The 16,549-nt window shown below is 62.4% G+C and carries 14 protein-coding genes; 11 read left to right on the top strand and 3 right to left on the bottom strand.

Features of this window, described 5'->3' with window-relative positions:
* Nucleotides 1-22 precede the first annotated feature (22 nt).
* On the top strand, nucleotides 23-352 hold the full coding sequence (locus AB4O09_RS07750) for a GlpM family protein (protein ID WP_161796659.1): 330 nt from the start codon (nucleotides 23-25) through the stop codon (nucleotides 350-352).
* A gap of 121 nt (nucleotides 353-473) precedes the next feature.
* Here AB4O09_RS07750 and AB4O09_RS07745 read toward each other — a convergent pair whose 3' ends face one another.
* Entirely contained in the window at nucleotides 474-1,088 is a 615-nt protein-coding gene (locus AB4O09_RS07745) for an NAD(P)-dependent oxidoreductase (protein ID WP_003204990.1), read from the bottom strand.
* 145 nt (nucleotides 1,089-1,233) lie between these two features.
* A complete protein-coding gene (locus AB4O09_RS07740) occupies nucleotides 1,234-2,112 on the bottom strand; it encodes an MBL fold metallo-hydrolase (protein ID WP_003204993.1) in 879 nt (292 codons plus the stop codon).
* Between the two features lie 113 nt (nucleotides 2,113-2,225).
* Here AB4O09_RS07740 and AB4O09_RS07735 point away from each other — a divergent pair, with 113 nt between their 5' ends.
* The 8 genes from AB4O09_RS07735 (at nucleotide 2,226) to AB4O09_RS07700 (ending at nucleotide 12,271) form a co-directional block, all read left to right on the top strand.
* On the top strand, nucleotides 2,226-3,131 hold the full coding sequence (locus tag AB4O09_RS07735; RefSeq protein WP_003204995.1) for a LysR family transcriptional regulator: 906 nt from the start codon (nucleotides 2,226-2,228) through the stop codon (nucleotides 3,129-3,131).
* Nucleotides 3,132-3,263: 132 nt separating this feature from the next.
* Nucleotides 3,264-4,772 (top strand): sigma-54-dependent transcriptional regulator, encoded by a 1,509-nt coding sequence (locus AB4O09_RS07730; protein WP_013694106.1) that lies wholly within the window; start codon nucleotides 3,264-3,266, stop codon nucleotides 4,770-4,772.
* 335 nt (nucleotides 4,773-5,107) lie between these two features.
* Entirely contained in the window at nucleotides 5,108-5,491 is a 384-nt protein-coding gene (gene gcvH / locus AB4O09_RS07725) for a glycine cleavage system protein GcvH (protein ID WP_003205000.1), read from the top strand.
* Nucleotides 5,492-5,501: 10 nt separating this feature from the next.
* Nucleotides 5,502-8,351, top strand: coding sequence for an aminomethyl-transferring glycine dehydrogenase (gcvP, locus tag AB4O09_RS07720; protein WP_003205002.1), 2,850 nt, complete (start codon nucleotides 5,502-5,504; stop codon nucleotides 8,349-8,351).
* Between the two features lie 189 nt (nucleotides 8,352-8,540).
* Nucleotides 8,541-9,917, top strand: coding sequence for an L-serine ammonia-lyase (locus tag AB4O09_RS07715; protein WP_003205004.1), 1,377 nt, complete (start codon nucleotides 8,541-8,543; stop codon nucleotides 9,915-9,917).
* 39 nt (nucleotides 9,918-9,956) lie between these two features.
* A complete protein-coding gene (gene gcvT / locus AB4O09_RS07710) occupies nucleotides 9,957-11,081 on the top strand; it encodes a glycine cleavage system aminomethyltransferase GcvT (protein WP_013694108.1) in 1,125 nt (374 codons plus the stop codon).
* Between the two features lie 394 nt (nucleotides 11,082-11,475).
* Nucleotides 11,476-11,688 carry a cold-shock protein gene (locus tag AB4O09_RS07705; protein ID WP_003175786.1) on the top strand — a complete coding sequence of 71 codons (213 nt, stop codon included), beginning with the start codon at nucleotides 11,476-11,478 and terminating at the stop codon, nucleotides 11,686-11,688.
* A 94-nt stretch (nucleotides 11,689-11,782) separates the two neighbouring features.
* Nucleotides 11,783-12,271 carry an RDD family protein gene (locus AB4O09_RS07700; RefSeq protein ID WP_003205008.1) on the top strand — a complete coding sequence of 163 codons (489 nt, stop codon included), beginning with the start codon at nucleotides 11,783-11,785 and terminating at the stop codon, nucleotides 12,269-12,271.
* Nucleotides 12,272-12,411: 140 nt separating this feature from the next.
* Here AB4O09_RS07700 and nadA read toward each other — a convergent pair whose 3' ends face one another.
* Nucleotides 12,412-13,470, bottom strand: coding sequence for a quinolinate synthase NadA (nadA, locus tag AB4O09_RS07695; RefSeq protein ID WP_003205010.1), 1,059 nt, complete (start codon nucleotides 13,468-13,470; stop codon nucleotides 12,412-12,414).
* A gap of 316 nt (nucleotides 13,471-13,786) precedes the next feature.
* On the opposite strand from nadA, the gene AB4O09_RS07690 reads away from it, so the two are divergent.
* Entirely contained in the window at nucleotides 13,787-15,604 is a 1,818-nt protein-coding gene (locus AB4O09_RS07690) for a copper resistance system multicopper oxidase (protein WP_027911867.1), read from the top strand.
* 10 nt (nucleotides 15,605-15,614) lie between these two features.
* Nucleotides 15,615-16,535 (top strand): copper resistance protein B, encoded by a 921-nt coding sequence (locus tag AB4O09_RS07685; RefSeq protein WP_013694110.1) that lies wholly within the window; start codon nucleotides 15,615-15,617, stop codon nucleotides 16,533-16,535.
* Nucleotides 16,536-16,549: the final 14 nt, after the last annotated feature.

Here is a 16,549-nt window from a genome sequence, read left to right as displayed (position 1 = left end):
GGGCGGGAAACCTGTGGATCTGATTTTCAAGGCGGCGCTCGGTGCAGCCGTGGTGGTCATCCTGGCGATGCTGGCCAAGACCAAGAACTATTACATCGCCGGGCTGGTGCCGCTGTTCCCGACCTTCGCCCTGATTGCCCATTACATCGTCGGCAAGGGCCGCTCGGTGGACGACCTGAAGACCACCATCGTGTTTGGGATGTGGTCGATCATTCCGTACTTCGTCTACTTGGCGACCCTTTACGTGATGGTCGACCGCATGCGCCTGGAGGCGTCCCTGGCCGTGGCGGCGGTGGCGTGGTTGATGGCGGCGACGGTGCTGGTCAGCGTCTGGGTGCGGGTTCACGGCTGATCCCTGTAGGAGCTGTCGAGCGAAGCGAGGCTGCGATCTTTTGATCTTTCGCTAGAGACTCAAGTGTCCAAGGAAAGATCGCAGCCTCGCGTTGCTCGACAGCTCCTACACAAACCAGTGATCAGTAGCCGACGGTAAACCGCGTCCGCGAAAACTGCGGTGTTTCCACTTCATCGATCATCGCAATGGCGTAATCGGCAAAGCTGATCCAACTGCGCCCGGCGGCGTCGAACAGCAAGTGATCCTTGCCAAGACGAAACTGCTCCGTGCGCTCGGTTTCGACGAACTCTGCCGAAGGCGAAAGGAAGGTCCAGTCCAGGTCCTGCTCCTGGCGCAGTACGTCCAGAAACAACGCTCCGGCGCTGGCTTCGGCCAGGTATTCCTCCGGGAAGCCATCGCTGTCGATCACACGAGAGCCGTCCGGGAGCAGCAACGAACCGGCCCCGCCGACCACCAGCAAACGCTTGACCCCGGCGGCTTTCACCGGCGCGATGACCTTGTCGGCCGGCACGGTGGCAAAGTGGGCCGCGCTGATCACCACATCGTGATCGGTCACCGCCGCGGTCAACGCCTCGCTGTCCAATACATCCAGCTGCTTGCTGACCACTCCGGCCCTTTCACCGATTTTCGCGGTGTTGCGGGCAATGGCCGTCACGCTGTGACCACGGCGCAGGGCTTCTTCCAGCAATTGGCTGCCAGCGCGACCGGTGGCGCCGATGATTGCGATTTTGCTCATGGTGTTCTCCAGTGATTACACATAGGGGCTATTAAAGCTGTGCTCGAAACGGACATGACAAAACTTTGCGGTATGTACACCGTTGTAACGAGGGAGCTTGCTCCCTCGCCACAAAAGCGCATCCGATACCCTGGAATCAGGGTTGTCACCACTTCATCTCGCCCTTTGCCACCTTGGCACTGAGCTCCAGGGAACTGTCTTCACCCAGGTTCGGGTAGCGTTGCTTCATGGCGGCGATCAGCGCGGCGGAATCCTTGGCCTTGGCGGTTTCTTCATCGAAGGCCTTGATGTAGCCGGCAGTGAATGTCACCGGAGCCAGGGACCGGGCGCTTTCACCCAGGTAGTGGCCCGGGATCACGGTGTTCGGTTGCAGCTTTTCAATACCGGCGAGGGTCGCCAGCCAGTCCTTGTGGGACTGCGGTGTCTGGGTGTCAGCCATCCAGACGTGAATGTTCTCGGCCACCACCACACCGCCTACCACGGCCTTGATCGATGGAATCCACACGAAACTGCGGTCCGGCTGTGGGCCATCGAGGCCGACGATCTGCAAGCGCTGGCCTTCCAGGGTCAGGCTGTCGCCCTTGAGCACCTGGGGCACGATGGCTTTGGCCGGGGCATCGGTCTTCAGGATCGGCCCCCAATATTTCAGCTTGCCGTCCATGGTCTGCTTGATGTGCGCGACGGTCGGCGCGGACGCCAGCACCTTGGCCTCAGGGAACGCGGCGGTGAGGGTTTCCAAACCAAAATAGTAGTCCGGATCGCCATGGCTGATGTAGATCGTGGTCAATCGCTTACCGCTGGCGCGGATTTTTTCCACCACCTGTGCGGCCTGGGTCTTGCCGAACTGGGCGTCTACCAGGATCGCTTCTTTTTCACCGCTGACCAACACCGAGGTCACCGGGAAAACCGCCGCTGCGCCGGGGTTGTAGACGTCCAGCGTCAAGCCGGCGGCCCAGGTCTGGGCGGTGAAGGCCAGGGCGGCGGTTGCCAGCAGCAGGCGCTTGAGGGGGATAAATCCGGTCATGGTGTGCTCCGTTGTCCAAAAGCCCGAAAGGGAATGAGATGGAGCTTAGTGACCTGACTCGTTTCAAAAAATGCGATGATCGAACATAGTTTGTTTCTGAAATCGGGCAGATCATGGATCGTCTACAAGCAATGCGGGTGTTCGTCACGGTGGTGGACCTGGGCAGCCAGTCGGCGGCGGCCGAGCATCTGGACCTGTCGCGGCCGGTGGTGTCGCGGTATCTGGCGGAGCTGGAGGACTGGGTCGGTGCCCGGCTGATGCACCGCACCACTCGCAAGCTGAGCCTGACGGCCGCAGGCACGGAGATCCTGCCGCGCTGCCGGCAGATGCTCGAGCTGTCCGGCGACATGCAAGCCGCCGTCAGCACCCCGGACGACGCGCCACGGGGCATGCTGCGCATCAGCGCCAGCACCTCGTTCGGCCAGGCCCAACTGGCGAGCGCCATGGCCGAATACGTCAAGCGCTACCCAGGGGTGAGCGTCGACCTGCAAATGCTCGACCGCACCGTGAACCTGGTGGATGAGCGCATCGACCTGGCGATCCGCATGAGCAACGACCTGGACCCGAACCTGATTGCCCGCCGCCTCACGGTCTGCCGCTCGGTGATCTGCGCCTCGCCGCACTATCTGCGTGAACACTCGACACCGCTGCGCGTGGAAGAGCTGAGCCGGCACAACTGCCTGACCCACTCCTACGTCGGCAAGAGCCTGTGGCATTTCGAGCAGGACGGCGAGCAGGTCTCGGTGCCGGTGCAGGGCAACATCAGCGCCAACGAAGCCAGCACATTGCTTCAGGCCACGATAGCCGGTGCCGGCGTGGCCATGCTGCCCAGCTACCAGGCCGGCGCTCACATCAAGAACGGCGAACTGATCCGCCTGCTGCCTCACGCCGAACCCCGACGGATGAACATGTACGCGGTGTACGCCTCACGCAAACACATGCCGTCGGCGCTGCGCAGCCTGCTGGATTTTCTGGTGCTGAAGTTTCCCGAGATGCCCGAGTGGGATGTGGGGCTATAAGCGATAGCCGCCTCACCGCCGACCGCCACTGTGGGAGCGGTCGGTGTATTCCTTGTCTCTTCGCCAGGATTTCACCATTAGCCCGCCCCAAGGCATACTTGCGGCCCTCCGAGTTCCAGAATCCATCGCCCCATGCGTATCCACGTCAGTTTTATCGACCGCGTCGGCATCACCCAGGAAGTCCTGGCCTTGCTCGGTGGGCGCAATCTCAATCTGGATGCGGTGGAGATGGTGCCGCCCAACGTCTACATCGACGCCCCGACCCTCAGCCCGCAAGTGCTCGACGAGTTGCGCGAGGCGCTGTTCAGCGTGCGCGGCGTGCAGGCGGTCACCGTGGTGGACATCCTGCCGGGCCAGCGTCGGCACTTGCAGCTCGATGCGTTGCTCGCGGCCATGACCGACCCGGTACTGGCCCTGGACAGTGCCGGCAAGGTGTTGCTGGCCAATCCGGCGCTGATTGCCCTGTACGGTCGTGAACCGGCCGGGGAAAGCGTGGCCGAGCTGTTCGGTGACGAGGCCTTGCTGGACGCCTTGCTGGAGAACGGTTTTCGCTTGCCGCTGCGGGAAATCACCCTCAACGGCCAGACCTTGCTGCTGGACGCCACACCCATCACCGACGCCGGCGCGCTGCTGACGCTGTATCAACCGAACCGCATCGGCGAGCGCCTGTCGGCCCTGCATCACGATCACGCCGAAGGTTTCGACGCGCTGCTGGGCGAATCCCCGGCGATCCGCACCCTCAAAGCCCGGGCCCAGCGGGTCGCGGCGCTGGATGCACCGCTGCTGATCCAGGGCGAAACCGGCACCGGCAAGGAACTGGTGGCCCGGGCTTGCCATGCCATCAGCGCCCGTCATGGCGCACCGTTCCTGGCCCTGAACTGCGCGGCATTGCCGGAGAATCTGGCGGAAAGCGAACTGTTCGGCTATGCCCCCGGCGCCTTCACCGGGGCGCAACGGGGCGGCAAGCCAGGGCTGATGGAGCTGGCGAACCAGGGCACGGTATTTCTCGATGAAATCGGCGAAATGTCGCCGTACCTGCAAGCCAAGCTGCTGCGCTTCCTGAACGATGGCAGCTTCCGCCGGGTGGGCGGCGACCGGGAGATCAAGGTCAACGTGCGGATCCTCAGCGCCACCCACCGCAACCTGGAGAAAATGGTCAGCGAGGGCTCGTTCCGCGAAGATCTGTTCTATCGCCTGAACGTGCTCAATGTCGAAGTCCCGCCGCTGCGGGAACGCGGCCAGGACATCCTGCTGCTGGCGCGTTACTTCATGCAGCAGGCCTGCGCGCAGATCCAGCGCCCGGTCTGCCGCCTGGCCCCCGGCACTTACCCGGCCCTGCTGGGCAACCGCTGGCCGGGCAACGTGCGGCAATTGCAGAACGTGATCTTCCGCGCCGCCGCCATTTGCGAAAGCAGCCTGGTGGATATCGGCGACCTGGACATCGCCGGCACCTCCGTGGCGCGTCAGGGCGATGTGGAAGTCGAAAGCCTGGAACAGGCCGTGGAAAGCTTCGAGAAGCACCTGCTCGAAAGCCTCTACGTCAACTACCCCTCCACCCGCCAGCTCGCCAACCGCCTGCAAACTTCCCACACCGCGATTGCCCATCGGTTGCGTAAATACGGGATTTCCGGGAAACCATAAGCTCGCTCCCACAAGGGTTCTGTGTTGTGGTCGAAATCACGTCAAAAACGACCTCCACCTGTACTGAAAGCGCTACAGTGGAACGATATCGCTACACTCATCGCTAAGCAGCGCTGCGCAAGGCTTTGATCCCACAACGATTTTATCCAGCCTCCCAGCTGTAGCGATTTCGCTACAGCGAAGTCGAGCCAAGCTTCGAAAAAACCAGTCAAGTGGTTGATATATAAGCACTTATTAATATTGGCCGCATTCTTGCTATGGGTATTAGCATTCGGCCGGGCCAAGCCCCGCGCCTTCTTCGCGTCCACCAGACGAATCTGGCCCCAGGAGTTTCCATGAGCGAGTTGCGTTTCACTGAAGATCACGAATGGCTGCGCACCGAAGCCGACGGCAGCGTTACTGTCGGTATTACTGCGTTTGCCCAGAACGCCTTGGGCGATGTGGTCTATGTTCAGTTACCGGAACTGCAAAGCTATGACAAGGGTGCCGAAGCCTCCACCGTGGAATCGGTGAAAGCGGCCAGCGGTGTCTACATGCCACTGGACGGTGAAGTGCTCGAAGTGAACCCGGCCCTGGAAAGCAATCCGGAACTGGTCAACGAAGATCCCCTGGGCGATGGCTGGTTTTTCCGTTTCAAGCCAGTCAACGCCGCTGCCGTTGGCCAACTGCTGGATCAGGACGCTTACGACCGCCTGATCAAAGCCAACGCCGAAGCCTGAGGAGCGCCACATGACCGTTAATCTCGGCACTGCCAACGAATTCATCGCCCGCCACATCGGCCCGCGTGCCAGCGACGAGCAAGCCATGCTCGAGCGCCTGGGCTACGACTCCCTTGAAGCCCTGAGCGCCAGCGTCATCCCGGAAAGCATCAAGGGCACCAGCGTGCTGGACATGGGCGACGGCCAGAGCGAAGCCGATGCACTGGCCTCGATCAAGGCCATCGCCGCCAAGAACCAACTGTTCAAGACCTACATCGGCCAGGGCTACTACAACTGCCATACGCCGTCACCGATCCTGCGCAATCTGCTGGAAAACCCGGCCTGGTACACCGCCTACACCCCGTACCAGCCAGAAATTTCCCAGGGCCGTCTCGAAGCGCTGTTGAACTTCCAGACCTTGATCAGCGACCTTACCGGCCTGCCGATCGCCAACGCCTCCTTGCTCGACGAAGCCACCGCCGCCGCCGAAGCCATGACCTTCTGCAAGCGCCTGAGCAAGAACAAGGGCAGCAACGCGTTCTTCGCCTCCATACACAGCCACCCGCAAACCCTCGACGTACTGCGCACCCGCGCCGAGCCCCTGGGCATCGACGTGGTGGTCGGCGATGAGCGCGAACTGAGCGACGTCAGCGGCTTCTTCGGCGCGCTGCTGCAATACCCGGCCAGCAACGGTGACCTGTTCGACTACCGCGAACTGACCGAACGCTTCCACGCCGCCAATGCCCTGGTGGCCGTGGCCGCGGACCTGCTGGCCCTGACCCTGTTGACCCCGCCAGGTGAATTCGGCGCCGACGTAGCCATCGGCAGCGCCCAGCGCTTCGGTGTGCCGCTGGGCTTCGGCGGCCCGCACGCGGCGTATTTCTCCACCAAGGACGCCTTCAAGCGCGACATGCCGGGCCGTCTGGTTGGCGTTTCCGTGGACCGTTTCGGCAAGCCGGCCCTGCGCCTGGCGATGCAGACCCGCGAGCAACACATCCGCCGCGAGAAAGCCACGAGCAACATCTGCACCGCCCAGGTACTGCTGGCCAACATCGCCAGCATGTACGCCGTGTACCACGGTCCCAAGGGCCTGGTGCAAATTGCCAATCGCATCCATCACCTGACCGCGATCCTCGCCAAGGGCCTGGGCGCGCTAGGGCTGAGCGTCGAGCAAGAGAGCTTCTTCGACACCCTGACCTTGCGCACCGGCGCGCAAACCGCTGCCCTGCACGACAAGGCCCGCGCACAGCGCATCAACCTGCGTGTGGTGGACGCTGAACGCCTAGGCCTGTCCCTGGACGAGACCACCAGCCAGGCTGACGTTGAAGCACTGTGGAAGCTGTTGGCCGACGGCAAGGCACTGCCGGACTTCGCGGCACTGGCCGCCAGCGTGCAAAGCCGTATCCCGGCCGAGCTGGTGCGCCAATCGGCGATCCTCAGCCACCCAGTGTTCAACCGCTACCACTCCGAAACCGAGCTGATGCGCTACCTGCGCAAGCTCGCCGACAAGGACCTGGCCCTGGATCGCACCATGATCCCGCTGGGTTCCTGCACCATGAAACTCAACGCCGCCAGCGAAATGATCCCGGTGACCTGGGCCGAGTTCGGCGCCCTGCACCCATTCGCCCCGGCCGAGCAGAGCGCTGGCTACCAGCAACTGACCGACGAGCTGGAGGCCATGCTCTGCGCCGCCACCGGCTATGACGCAGTGTCGCTGCAACCCAACGCCGGTTCCCAGGGCGAATACGCTGGCCTGCTGGCGATCCGTGCCTATCACCAGAGCCGTGGCGAAGACCGTCGCGACATTTGCCTGATCCCGTCCTCGGCCCACGGCACCAACCCGGCCACCGCCCACATGGCCGGCATGCGCGTGGTCGTGACCGCCTGCGATGCCCGCGGCAACGTCGACATCGAAGACCTGCGGGCCAAGGCCATCGAGCACCGCGAACACCTCGCCGCATTGATGATCACCTACCCGTCCACTCACGGTGTGTTCGAAGAAGGCATCCGCGAAATCTGCGGCATCATTCATGACAACGGCGGCCAGGTGTACATCGACGGCGCCAACATGAACGCCATGGTCGGCCTCTGCGCCCCAGGCAAGTTCGGCGGCGACGTGTCGCACCTGAACCTGCACAAGACCTTCTGCATTCCCCACGGCGGTGGCGGCCCGGGCGTCGGCCCGATTGGCGTCAAGTCGCACCTGGCACCGTTCCTGCCGGGCCACGCCAACATGGAACGCAAGGAAGGCGCGGTGTGCGCGGCGCCATTCGGCAGCGCGAGCATCCTGCCGATCACCTGGATGTATATCCGCATGATGGGCGGCGCCGGCCTCAAGCGCGCCTCGCAACTGGCGATCCTCAACGCCAACTACATCGCCCGTCGCCTGGAAGAGCACTACCCGGTGCTCTACTCCGGCAGTAACGGTCTGGTGGCCCATGAATGCATCCTCGACCTGCGTCCACTCAAGGACAGCAGCGGCATCAGCGTCGATGACGTGGCCAAGCGCCTGATCGACTTCGGTTTCCACGCGCCGACCATGTCGTTCCCGGTGGCCGGCACGTTGATGATCGAGCCGACCGAAAGCGAATCCAAGGAAGAACTGGACCGCTTCTGCGACGCCATGATCTGCATCCGCGAAGAAATTCGCGCGGTGGAAAACGGCAGCCTGGACAAAGACGACAACCCACTGAAAAACGCCCCGCACACCGCGGCGGAAATCGTCGGTGAGTGGACCCACCCTTACAGCCGCGAACAGGCGGTGTACCCGGTGGCGTCGTTGATCGAAGGCAAGTACTGGCCGCCCGTGGGCCGGGTCGACAACGTGTTCGGCGACCGCAACCTGGTCTGCGCCTGCCCGTCGATCGAAAGCTACGCTTGACCTGAACGGAGGGCGATCTACCAGCCCTCCGAATCCCCTGTGGGAGCGAGCCTGCTCGCGATAGCGGCGTAACAGCCAATAGAGATGTTGCCTGACACTCCGCTATCGCGAGCAGGCTCGCTCCCACAAGGATCCATGTCAGACCTTAAACCACCGTCGATCCTCATAAAAAGAAACCGGAGAAACACCATGTCGTTAAGCGTGTTCGACCTGTTCAAGATCGGTATCGGCCCTTCCAGCTCCCATACCGTCGGCCCGATGCGTGCCGCTGCCCGTTTCGCCGAGGGGCTGCGTCGCGATGACTTGCTCAATTGCACCACCAGCGTCAAGGTCGAGCTCTACGGCTCGCTCGGCGCCACGGGCAAGGGCCACGGCAGCGACAAGGCCGTGCTGCTGGGCCTGGAAGGCGAGCATCCCGACACCGTGGACACCGAAACCGTCGACGCCCGCCTGCAAGCGATCCGCAGCAGCGGTCGCCTGAACCTGCTCGGCGAACACTCCATCGAATTCAATGAAAAGCTGCACCTGGCGATGATCCGCAAGCCGCTGGCCTTCCACCCCAACGGCATGATCTTCCGCGCCTTTGATGCCGCCGGGCTGCAAGTGCGCAGCCGCGAGTACTACTCGGTCGGCGGCGGCTTTGTCGTCGATGAAGACGCGGCCGGCGCCGACCGCATCGTCGAAGATGCCACGCCCCTGACCTTCCCGTTCAAGAGTGCCAAGGACCTGCTGGGTCATTGCAGCACCTATGGCCTGTCCATCAGCCAGGTAATGCTGACCAACGAAAGCGCCTGGCGCCCCGAAGCCGAGACCCGTGCCGGCCTGCTGAAAATCTGGCAGGTGATGCAGGATTGCGTGGCCGCCGGCTGTCGCAACGAAGGGATTCTGCCAGGCGGGCTGAAGGTCAAGCGCCGGGCCGCGGCGTTGCACCGCCAGCTGTGCAAGAACCCGGAAGCCGCACTGCGCGACCCACTGTCAGTACTGGACTGGGTCAACCTGTATGCCTTGGCGGTCAACGAAGAAAACGCCTATGGCGGGCGCGTCGTCACCGCACCCACCAACGGGGCGGCGGGGATCATCCCGGCCGTGCTGCATTACTACATGCGCTTTATCCCCGGGGCCAGCGAGGATGGCGTGGTGCGTTTCCTGCTGACCGCCGCCGCCATCGGCATCCTGTACAAGGAAAACGCCTCCATCTCCGGCGCTGAAGTCGGTTGCCAGGGTGAAGTGGGCGTGGCCTGTTCCATGGCCGCCGGCGCCCTCTGCGAAGTGCTCGGCGGCAGCGTGCAGCAAGTGGAAAACGCCGCCGAGATCGGCATGGAACACAACCTCGGCCTGACCTGTGACCCGATCGGCGGCCTGGTGCAGGTGCCGTGCATCGAACGCAACGCCATGGGCTCGGTGAAGGCCATCAACGCGGTACGCATGGCCATGCGCGGCGACGGGCATCACTTCGTCTCCCTCGACAAAGTCATCCGCACCATGCGCCAGACCGGCGCCGACATGAAAAGCAAATACAAGGAGACCGCCCGCGGCGGTCTGGCGGTCAACATCATCGAATGCTGATGCGCTTGCCTCACTTCCACATTTTTTCCAGGAGCTGATATGTCCACCGAACAACTGCTGAAGACCCCGCTGCACGCGCTGCACCTCGAACTCGGTGCCCGCATGGTGCCGTTCGCCGGCTACGACATGCCGGTGCAGTACCCTCTGGGGGTGATGAAGGAACACCAGCACACCCGTGATCAGGCCGGGCTGTTCGACGTGTCCCACATGGGCCAGATCCGCCTGACCGGCGCAGGCGCCGCCAAGGCCCTGGAAACCCTGGTGCCGGTGGACATCATCGACCTGCCGGTGGGCATGCAGCGCTACGCCATGTTCACCAACGAGAACGGCGGCATCCTCGACGACCTGATGGTCGCCAACCTGGGCAATGACGAACTGTTCCTGGTGGTCAACGCGGCCTGCAAGGACCAGGACCTGGCTCACCTGCGGGCCCACATTGGTGCGCAGTGCAGCATCGAGCCGCTGTTCGAAGCCCGTGCCCTGCTCGCCCTGCAAGGCCCGGCTGCCGTCACCGTGCTCGCACGCCTGGCGCCGGACGTGGCGAAGATGACCTTCATGCAGTTCCAGCGCGTCACGCTGCTGGGCGTGGACTGCTTTGTCAGCCGTTCGGGCTACACCGGTGAAGACGGTTTCGAAATCTCGGTACCCGCCGCCGATGCGGAAAAACTGGCCCGCGCCCTGCTGGCCGAGCCGGAAGTCGCGGCCATCGGCCTCGGTGCCCGTGACTCCCTGCGCCTGGAAGCCGGCCTGTGCCTCTATGGCCACGACATGAACACCGAGACCACGCCGATCGAAGCCAGCCTGTTGTGGGCGATTTCCAAAGTACGTCGTGCCGACGGCGCTCGCGCTGGCGGTTTCCCCGGCGCTGAAACCGTGTTCGCCCAACAACAGGGCGGCGTGAAGCGCAAACGCGTCGGCCTGCTGCCCCAGGAACGCACACCGGTGCGCGAAGGCGCAGAGATCGTCAACGAAGCGGGCGAGATTATCGGGACGGTGTGCAGCGGCGGTTTCGGCCCGACCCTGGGCGGTCCGTTGGCGATGGGTTACCTGGACAGCGCCTATGTCGCGCTGGATACGCCAGTCTGGGCCATCGTGCGTGGGAAAAAGGTGCCTTTACTTGTAAGCAAAATGCCATTCGTCCCACAACGCTACTACCGCGGTTGATTGACTGTTTCTATAAGTAACGCGATTGCGTTATACGTGCACTAATGTGTAACGCAACCGCCATAAAAAGGTGCATATCCTTAGACATTCAATGGCGCTTATAACGGTCGTTAACAATTGAACTAGCCTATCGAATAAGCCCCGCCCGGCGATGTATGTAAATGCCTGCGAGCTGAGTAAATACGGGCTTCCCCGGGGGGTTGTTTTTTCATTCGTAGTTGGCGTAGAGTTTGGTCACTGTGTTTGCATGGGTCGCTTGGAATCGTGACCTGGGCAGTAGCTTATGAAGTTCGCTACATCCCGTTCGACGTCTCTTACTTTCCTGCAACCCAGCCCAGTACTCTTTCATGCGAAAGAGGCTGTCATCAATTTTAGCGTCAAAGGAAATAAGAAAATGTCTCAACGTCAGAGCGGTACCGTCAAGTGGTTCAACGACGAGAAGGGTTTTGGTTTTATCACGCCTGAAAGCGGTCCGGACCTGTTCGTGCATTTCCGCGCCATCCAGGGCAACGGCTTCAAGAGCCTGAAAGAAGGCCAGAAAGTCACTTTCGTTGCTGTGCAAGGCCAGAAAGGCATGCAGGCTGACGAGGTTCAAGCAGAAGCCTAAGGCTTTCGCACACTAAAAAAGCCCCTGATTGATATCAGGGGCTTTTTTATGGGCGTAAATCCGTAAAATGGCTTCTTTTTCAACTGAGGCCGTCATGTCGAAACACCTGCTCACTCCCCAGGGCGACTTTCCTCCCGCCGGCCTGGGCCGTCGCCTGGCAGCGATGTTTTATGACTTCTTGCTGTGCACGGCGCTGCTGATCGTCACCAGCGGTGCCTACAAGATGATCCAGATGGCGATCATCGGCGAAGAAAAAATGCGCGCCCTGACCGAAGCCGGCGCACTGGACGGTGACCCGCTGCTGTCCACCGTACTGCTGTTCGTGCTGTTCGGCTTCTTCGCCAAGTTCTGGACCCACAACGGCCAGACGCTGGGCATGCAGGTGTGGTGCATCCGTGTACAGAACGCCGATGGCACTGCCATCAGCCTGTGGCAGGCGCTGTTGCGGTTCGTGGTAGCGATTGCGTCATTGCTGCTGGTGGGGCTGGGCTTCATCTGGGCGCTGTTCGACAAGCGCAAGCGCAGTTGGCATGACATCTACTCGGATACGCAGTTGGTGCGGATTCCCAAGAAGACCAAATAACTTCGTTCATCCTTGATCGTTCCCACGCTCTGCGTGGGAACGCCTCTGCGGACGCTCCGCGTTCGGCTTTTTGGGACGCGGAGCGTCCCTGGCTACATTCCCACGCAGAGCGTGGGAACGATCAAGCCTCTCGCCTTCAATCAGGCATTGCCCGCCAGCTTCATCCGCGCCGCCTGAGTGAAGTCCAGCATGCGCTTGAGCGGGCGAATCGCCTGGGGGATCAGCGCCGGGTCGACGAAGATCTCGTTGGCGCCCTCCTGCAAGCTCTTGAGCGTGCGCTCCAGGGTATTCATCGCCATCCAAGGGCAGTGTGCACAACTGCGGCACGCCGCGCCGTTGCCGGCGGTAGGGGCTTCGATGAAGACCTTGTCCGGGCACAGCTGCTGCATCTTGTAGAAAATACCCCGGTCAGTGGCGACGATCAGCGTCTTGTTCGGCAGGGTCTGGGCCGCGGCGATCAATTGGCTGGTGGAGCCCACGGCATCCGCCAGTTCGATCACCGACGTCGGCGACTCCGGGTGCACCAGGATCGCGGCGTCCGGGTACAGCGCCTTCATGTCCTCCAACTGCTTGGACTTGAACTCTTCGTGGACGATGCAGGCACCGTCCCAGAGCAGCATGTCGGCGCCGGTCTTGCGCTGGATGTAAGTACCCAGGTGCTTGTCCGGGCCCCAGATGATCGTCTCGCCGTTGTCCATCAGGCTCTCGACGATTTCCAGCGCGCAACTGGACGTCACCACCCAGTCGGCCCGGGCCTTCACTGCCGCCGAAGTGTTGGCATACACCACCACGGTGCGCTCCGGATGCTGGTCGCAGAACGCTGAGAATTCGTCCACCGGGCAGCCCAGGTCCAGGGAGCAGGTGGCTTCCAGGGTGGGCATCAACACACGTTTTTCGGGGTTGAGGATCTTGGCGGTCTCGCCCATGAACTTGACCCCCGCTACCACCACGGTCTTGGCCGGGTGGGCATTGCCGAAGCGGGCCATTTCCAGGGAGTCGGACACGCAACCACCGGTCTCTTCGGCCAGGGCCTGGATGATCGGGTCGCAGTAGAAGTGCGCGACCAGCACCGCGTCCTGAGCCTTGAGCTCGGCGGCGATGGCGGCGCGGTACCAGGCCTCTTGCTCGGCGGTCAGCGGCTTGGGCTGCTTGGCGTCGAGGTGGGCCTGGACCAGAAGGCGTTCGGAAATTTGCGTCATGTTCGCAAGACCTGCAAGCGCGTTTAGCGCGAAAGTCGAGTATACACCCGGCTCCGGACCACTCGGGTACCGCCGGGAAAGTGGGTATCAATCAGGCACGGGACAGCGTGAAGCCGGCAAGGCTACAGAATATCCCGTCGATGCAAAAGATCATTCTGACCTGTGCCCGACCCTGGAACCGGACGCGCGCCCCAGCAAGAGCAAGCTGACCGAAATGTAATCACCTGCCCGGCCGGCTTATGTCATCTTCTTTTCAAAGCGACACCGGGGGATTGCCCCCGTGTTCGCTGCGAATCGACTGACGGACTTCCATCGTATGCAGACAAAAACTTCCCGGCGAACCTTCGTAAAGGGCCTGACTGCCGGCGGCATCCTCGGCGGCCTGGGCTTGTGGCGCGCGCCTGTCTGGGCGGTCACCGGCCCGGGCCAGCCCAACGTCCTGAGCGGCACCGAGTTCGATCTGTTCATCGGCGAAAGCCCGGTCAATTTCACCGGCAAGCCACGCACCGCCCAGACCATCAACGGTGGCATCCCCGGCCCGCTGCTGCGCTGGCGTGAAGGCGACACCGTGACCCTGCGGGTGCGCAATCGCTTGAAGGACACCACGTCCATCCACTGGCACGGCATCCTGCTGCCAGCCAACATGGACGGCGTTCCGGGGTTGAGTTTCAAGGGCATCGAACCCGACGGCATGTACGTGTATCAGTTCAAGGTCCGGCAAAACGGCACCTACTGGTACCACAGCCATTCCGGCTTCCAGGAACAATCCGGGGTCTACGGCCCGCTGGTGATCGACGCCCGGGAACCGGAGCCCTTCCAGTACGAACGGGACTATGTGGTGATGCTCACCGACTGGACCGATGAGGACCCCGGCAACATCCTTCGCAAGCTCAAGAAACAGTCGGACTACTACAACTACAACAAACGCACCGTCGGCGACTTCATTGACGATGTGGGCAAGAACGGCTGGGCCAGCACCGTGGCCGACCGCAAGATGTGGGCCGAGATGAAGATGAATCCCACTGACCTGGCCGATGTCAGTGGCGCCACCTACACCTACCTCATGAACGGCCAGGCGCCGGACATGAACTGGACCGGCCTGTTCAAGCCTGGCGAACGTCTTCGCCTGCGCTTTATCAACGGCTCGGCCATGAGCTATTTCGACGTGCGTATTCCCGGCTTGAAGATGACGGTGGTGGCGTCCGACGGCCAATACGTCAAACCGGTGAGCGTCGATGAGTTCCGGATCGCCGTGGCCGAAACCTATGACGTCATTGTCGAACCAACCCAGGAGGCCTACACCCTGTTCGCCCAGTCCATGGACCGCACCGGCTATGCCCGCGGCACCCTCGCGGCCAGGGCCGGGTTGTCGGCACCGGTGCCGCCCCTGGACCCGCGGCCATTGGTGACCATGGACGACATGGGCATGGGTGGCATGGACCACGGCAGCATGGGCGACATGGGGCAGATGAGTGGCATGGACCACGGCTCGATGCAGGGCATGGCCGGGATGGACGACAGCCAGATGCAAGGTATGGATCATAGCCAGATGCAGGGCATGGGCGACATGGCCGGGATGGATCACGGTGCCATGCAGGGCATGGACGGCATGCTGTCGCATCCCGACACCGAGAAAGACAACCCCCTGGTGGACATGCAGGCCATGACCGTCAAGCCCAAGCTCGACGACCCGGGCATGGGGCTGCGTAACAACGGCCGCAAAGTGCTCACCTACTCAGACCTGCGCAGCACCTTCCCCGACCCCGACGGCCGCGAGCCGGGCCGTACGATCGAGCTGCACCTGACCGGGCACATGGAAAAATTCGCCTGGTCGTTCAACGGCGTGAAATTTTCCGACGCCGCGCCGCTGCTGCTCAAGTACGGCGAGCGACTGCGCATCGTGCTGATCAACGACACCATGATGACCCACCCCATCCACCTGCACGGCATGTGGAGCGACCTGGAGGACGAGAGCGGCCAGTTCATGGTGCGCAAGCACACCATCGACGTGCCACCGGGTGCCAAGCGCAGCTACCGCGTCACCGCCGATGCCCTCGGGCGCTGGGCGTACCACTGTCATCTGCTGTTTCACATGGAGATGGGGATGTTCCGTGAAGTTCGGGTGCAGGAATGAGGAGCCGACCATGACCACTGTTTTTCACTACCCCATGGCACTCATTGCCAGCCTGACCCTCGGCGCCACCACCTCGGCCTGGGCGGCGGGCAACGACATGCAAGGCATGGATCACAGCCAGATGCCCGGGATGGACCATAGCCAGATGCAAGGTATGGATTCGATGCAAGGCATGGACTCGATGCAGGGCATGGAACCCATGCAATCAGCGCCGACCACCAGTCGCACGCCGATCCCGGAACTGACCGCCGCCGACCGCGCCGCCGTCTACGAGGATCATGGCGGACACGCGATGCATGACAGCGCCATCAATTCGTTTTTCCTCATCGACCAGCTGGAGTGGCAAGACGCCGATGACGGCAGCGCCCTGAGCTGGGATGCCTCCGGCTGGATCGGTGGCGACATCGACCGTTTGTGGCTGCGCTCCGAAGGTGAACGCCTCAACGGCAAGACCGAAGAGGCGGAACTTCAGGCCCTGTGGGGCCACGCCATCAGTCCTTGGTGGGACGTGGTGGCCGGCGTACGCCAGGACTTCAAGCCGGGCGATCCACAAACCTGGGCCGCCTTCGGCGTGCAAGGCATGGCGCTGTACAACTTCGAAGCCGAGGCCACCGCGTTCATCGGCGAAGGTGGCCAGAGCGCGGCGCGGCTGGAAGGCGACTACGACATCTTGCTGACCAATCGGTTGATCCTGCAGCCCACCGCCGAGGTCAACTTCTATGGCAAGAACGATCCTGCCCGCGGCGTCGGCTCAGGGCTGTCGGACACCGAACTCGGCGTACGGTTGCGTTATGAAATACGCCGCGAATTCGCACCCTACATTGGCGTCACCTGGAATCGGGTCTACGGCAACACCGCCGACTACGCCCGTGAAGAAGGCGAAGACCGCAGCGAAACCCGCCTGGTGTTGGGCGTGCGCATGTGGTTCTGAGCCACTGACCTGTT

This window comes from Pseudomonas sp. H1_F01, assembly GCF_054681425.1.
This window is presented reverse-complemented; position numbering and strand designations above follow the sequence as displayed.

Excerpts from the sequence above, each read along its gene's own strand:
- AB4O09_RS07745 (WP_003204990.1), bottom strand. The coding sequence starts at position 1,088 with ATGAGCAAAATCGCAATCATCGGCGCCACCGGTCGCGCTGGCAGCCAA.
- gcvH (WP_003205000.1), top strand. The coding sequence starts at position 5,108 with ATGAGCGAGTTGCGTTTCACTGAAGATCACGAATGGCTGCGCACCGAA.
- nadA (WP_003205010.1), bottom strand. The coding sequence starts at position 13,470 with ATGACGCAAATTTCCGAACGCCTTCTGGTCCAGGCCCACCTCGACGCC.
- AB4O09_RS07705 (WP_003175786.1), top strand. The coding sequence starts at position 11,476 with ATGTCTCAACGTCAGAGCGGTACCGTCAAGTGGTTCAACGACGAGAAG.
- AB4O09_RS07685 (WP_013694110.1), top strand. The coding sequence starts at position 15,615 with ATGACCACTGTTTTTCACTACCCCATGGCACTCATTGCCAGCCTGACC.
- gcvP (WP_003205002.1), top strand. The coding sequence starts at position 5,502 with ATGACCGTTAATCTCGGCACTGCCAACGAATTCATCGCCCGCCACATC.
- gcvT (WP_013694108.1), top strand. The coding sequence starts at position 9,957 with ATGTCCACCGAACAACTGCTGAAGACCCCGCTGCACGCGCTGCACCTC.
- AB4O09_RS07715 (WP_003205004.1), top strand. The coding sequence starts at position 8,541 with ATGTCGTTAAGCGTGTTCGACCTGTTCAAGATCGGTATCGGCCCTTCC.
- AB4O09_RS07700 (WP_003205008.1), top strand. The coding sequence starts at position 11,783 with ATGTCGAAACACCTGCTCACTCCCCAGGGCGACTTTCCTCCCGCCGGC.
- AB4O09_RS07740 (WP_003204993.1), bottom strand. The coding sequence starts at position 2,112 with ATGACCGGATTTATCCCCCTCAAGCGCCTGCTGCTGGCAACCGCCGCC.
- AB4O09_RS07735 (WP_003204995.1), top strand. The coding sequence starts at position 2,226 with ATGGATCGTCTACAAGCAATGCGGGTGTTCGTCACGGTGGTGGACCTG.
- AB4O09_RS07730 (WP_013694106.1), top strand. The coding sequence starts at position 3,264 with ATGCGTATCCACGTCAGTTTTATCGACCGCGTCGGCATCACCCAGGAA.
- AB4O09_RS07690 (WP_027911867.1), top strand. The coding sequence starts at position 13,787 with ATGCAGACAAAAACTTCCCGGCGAACCTTCGTAAAGGGCCTGACTGCC.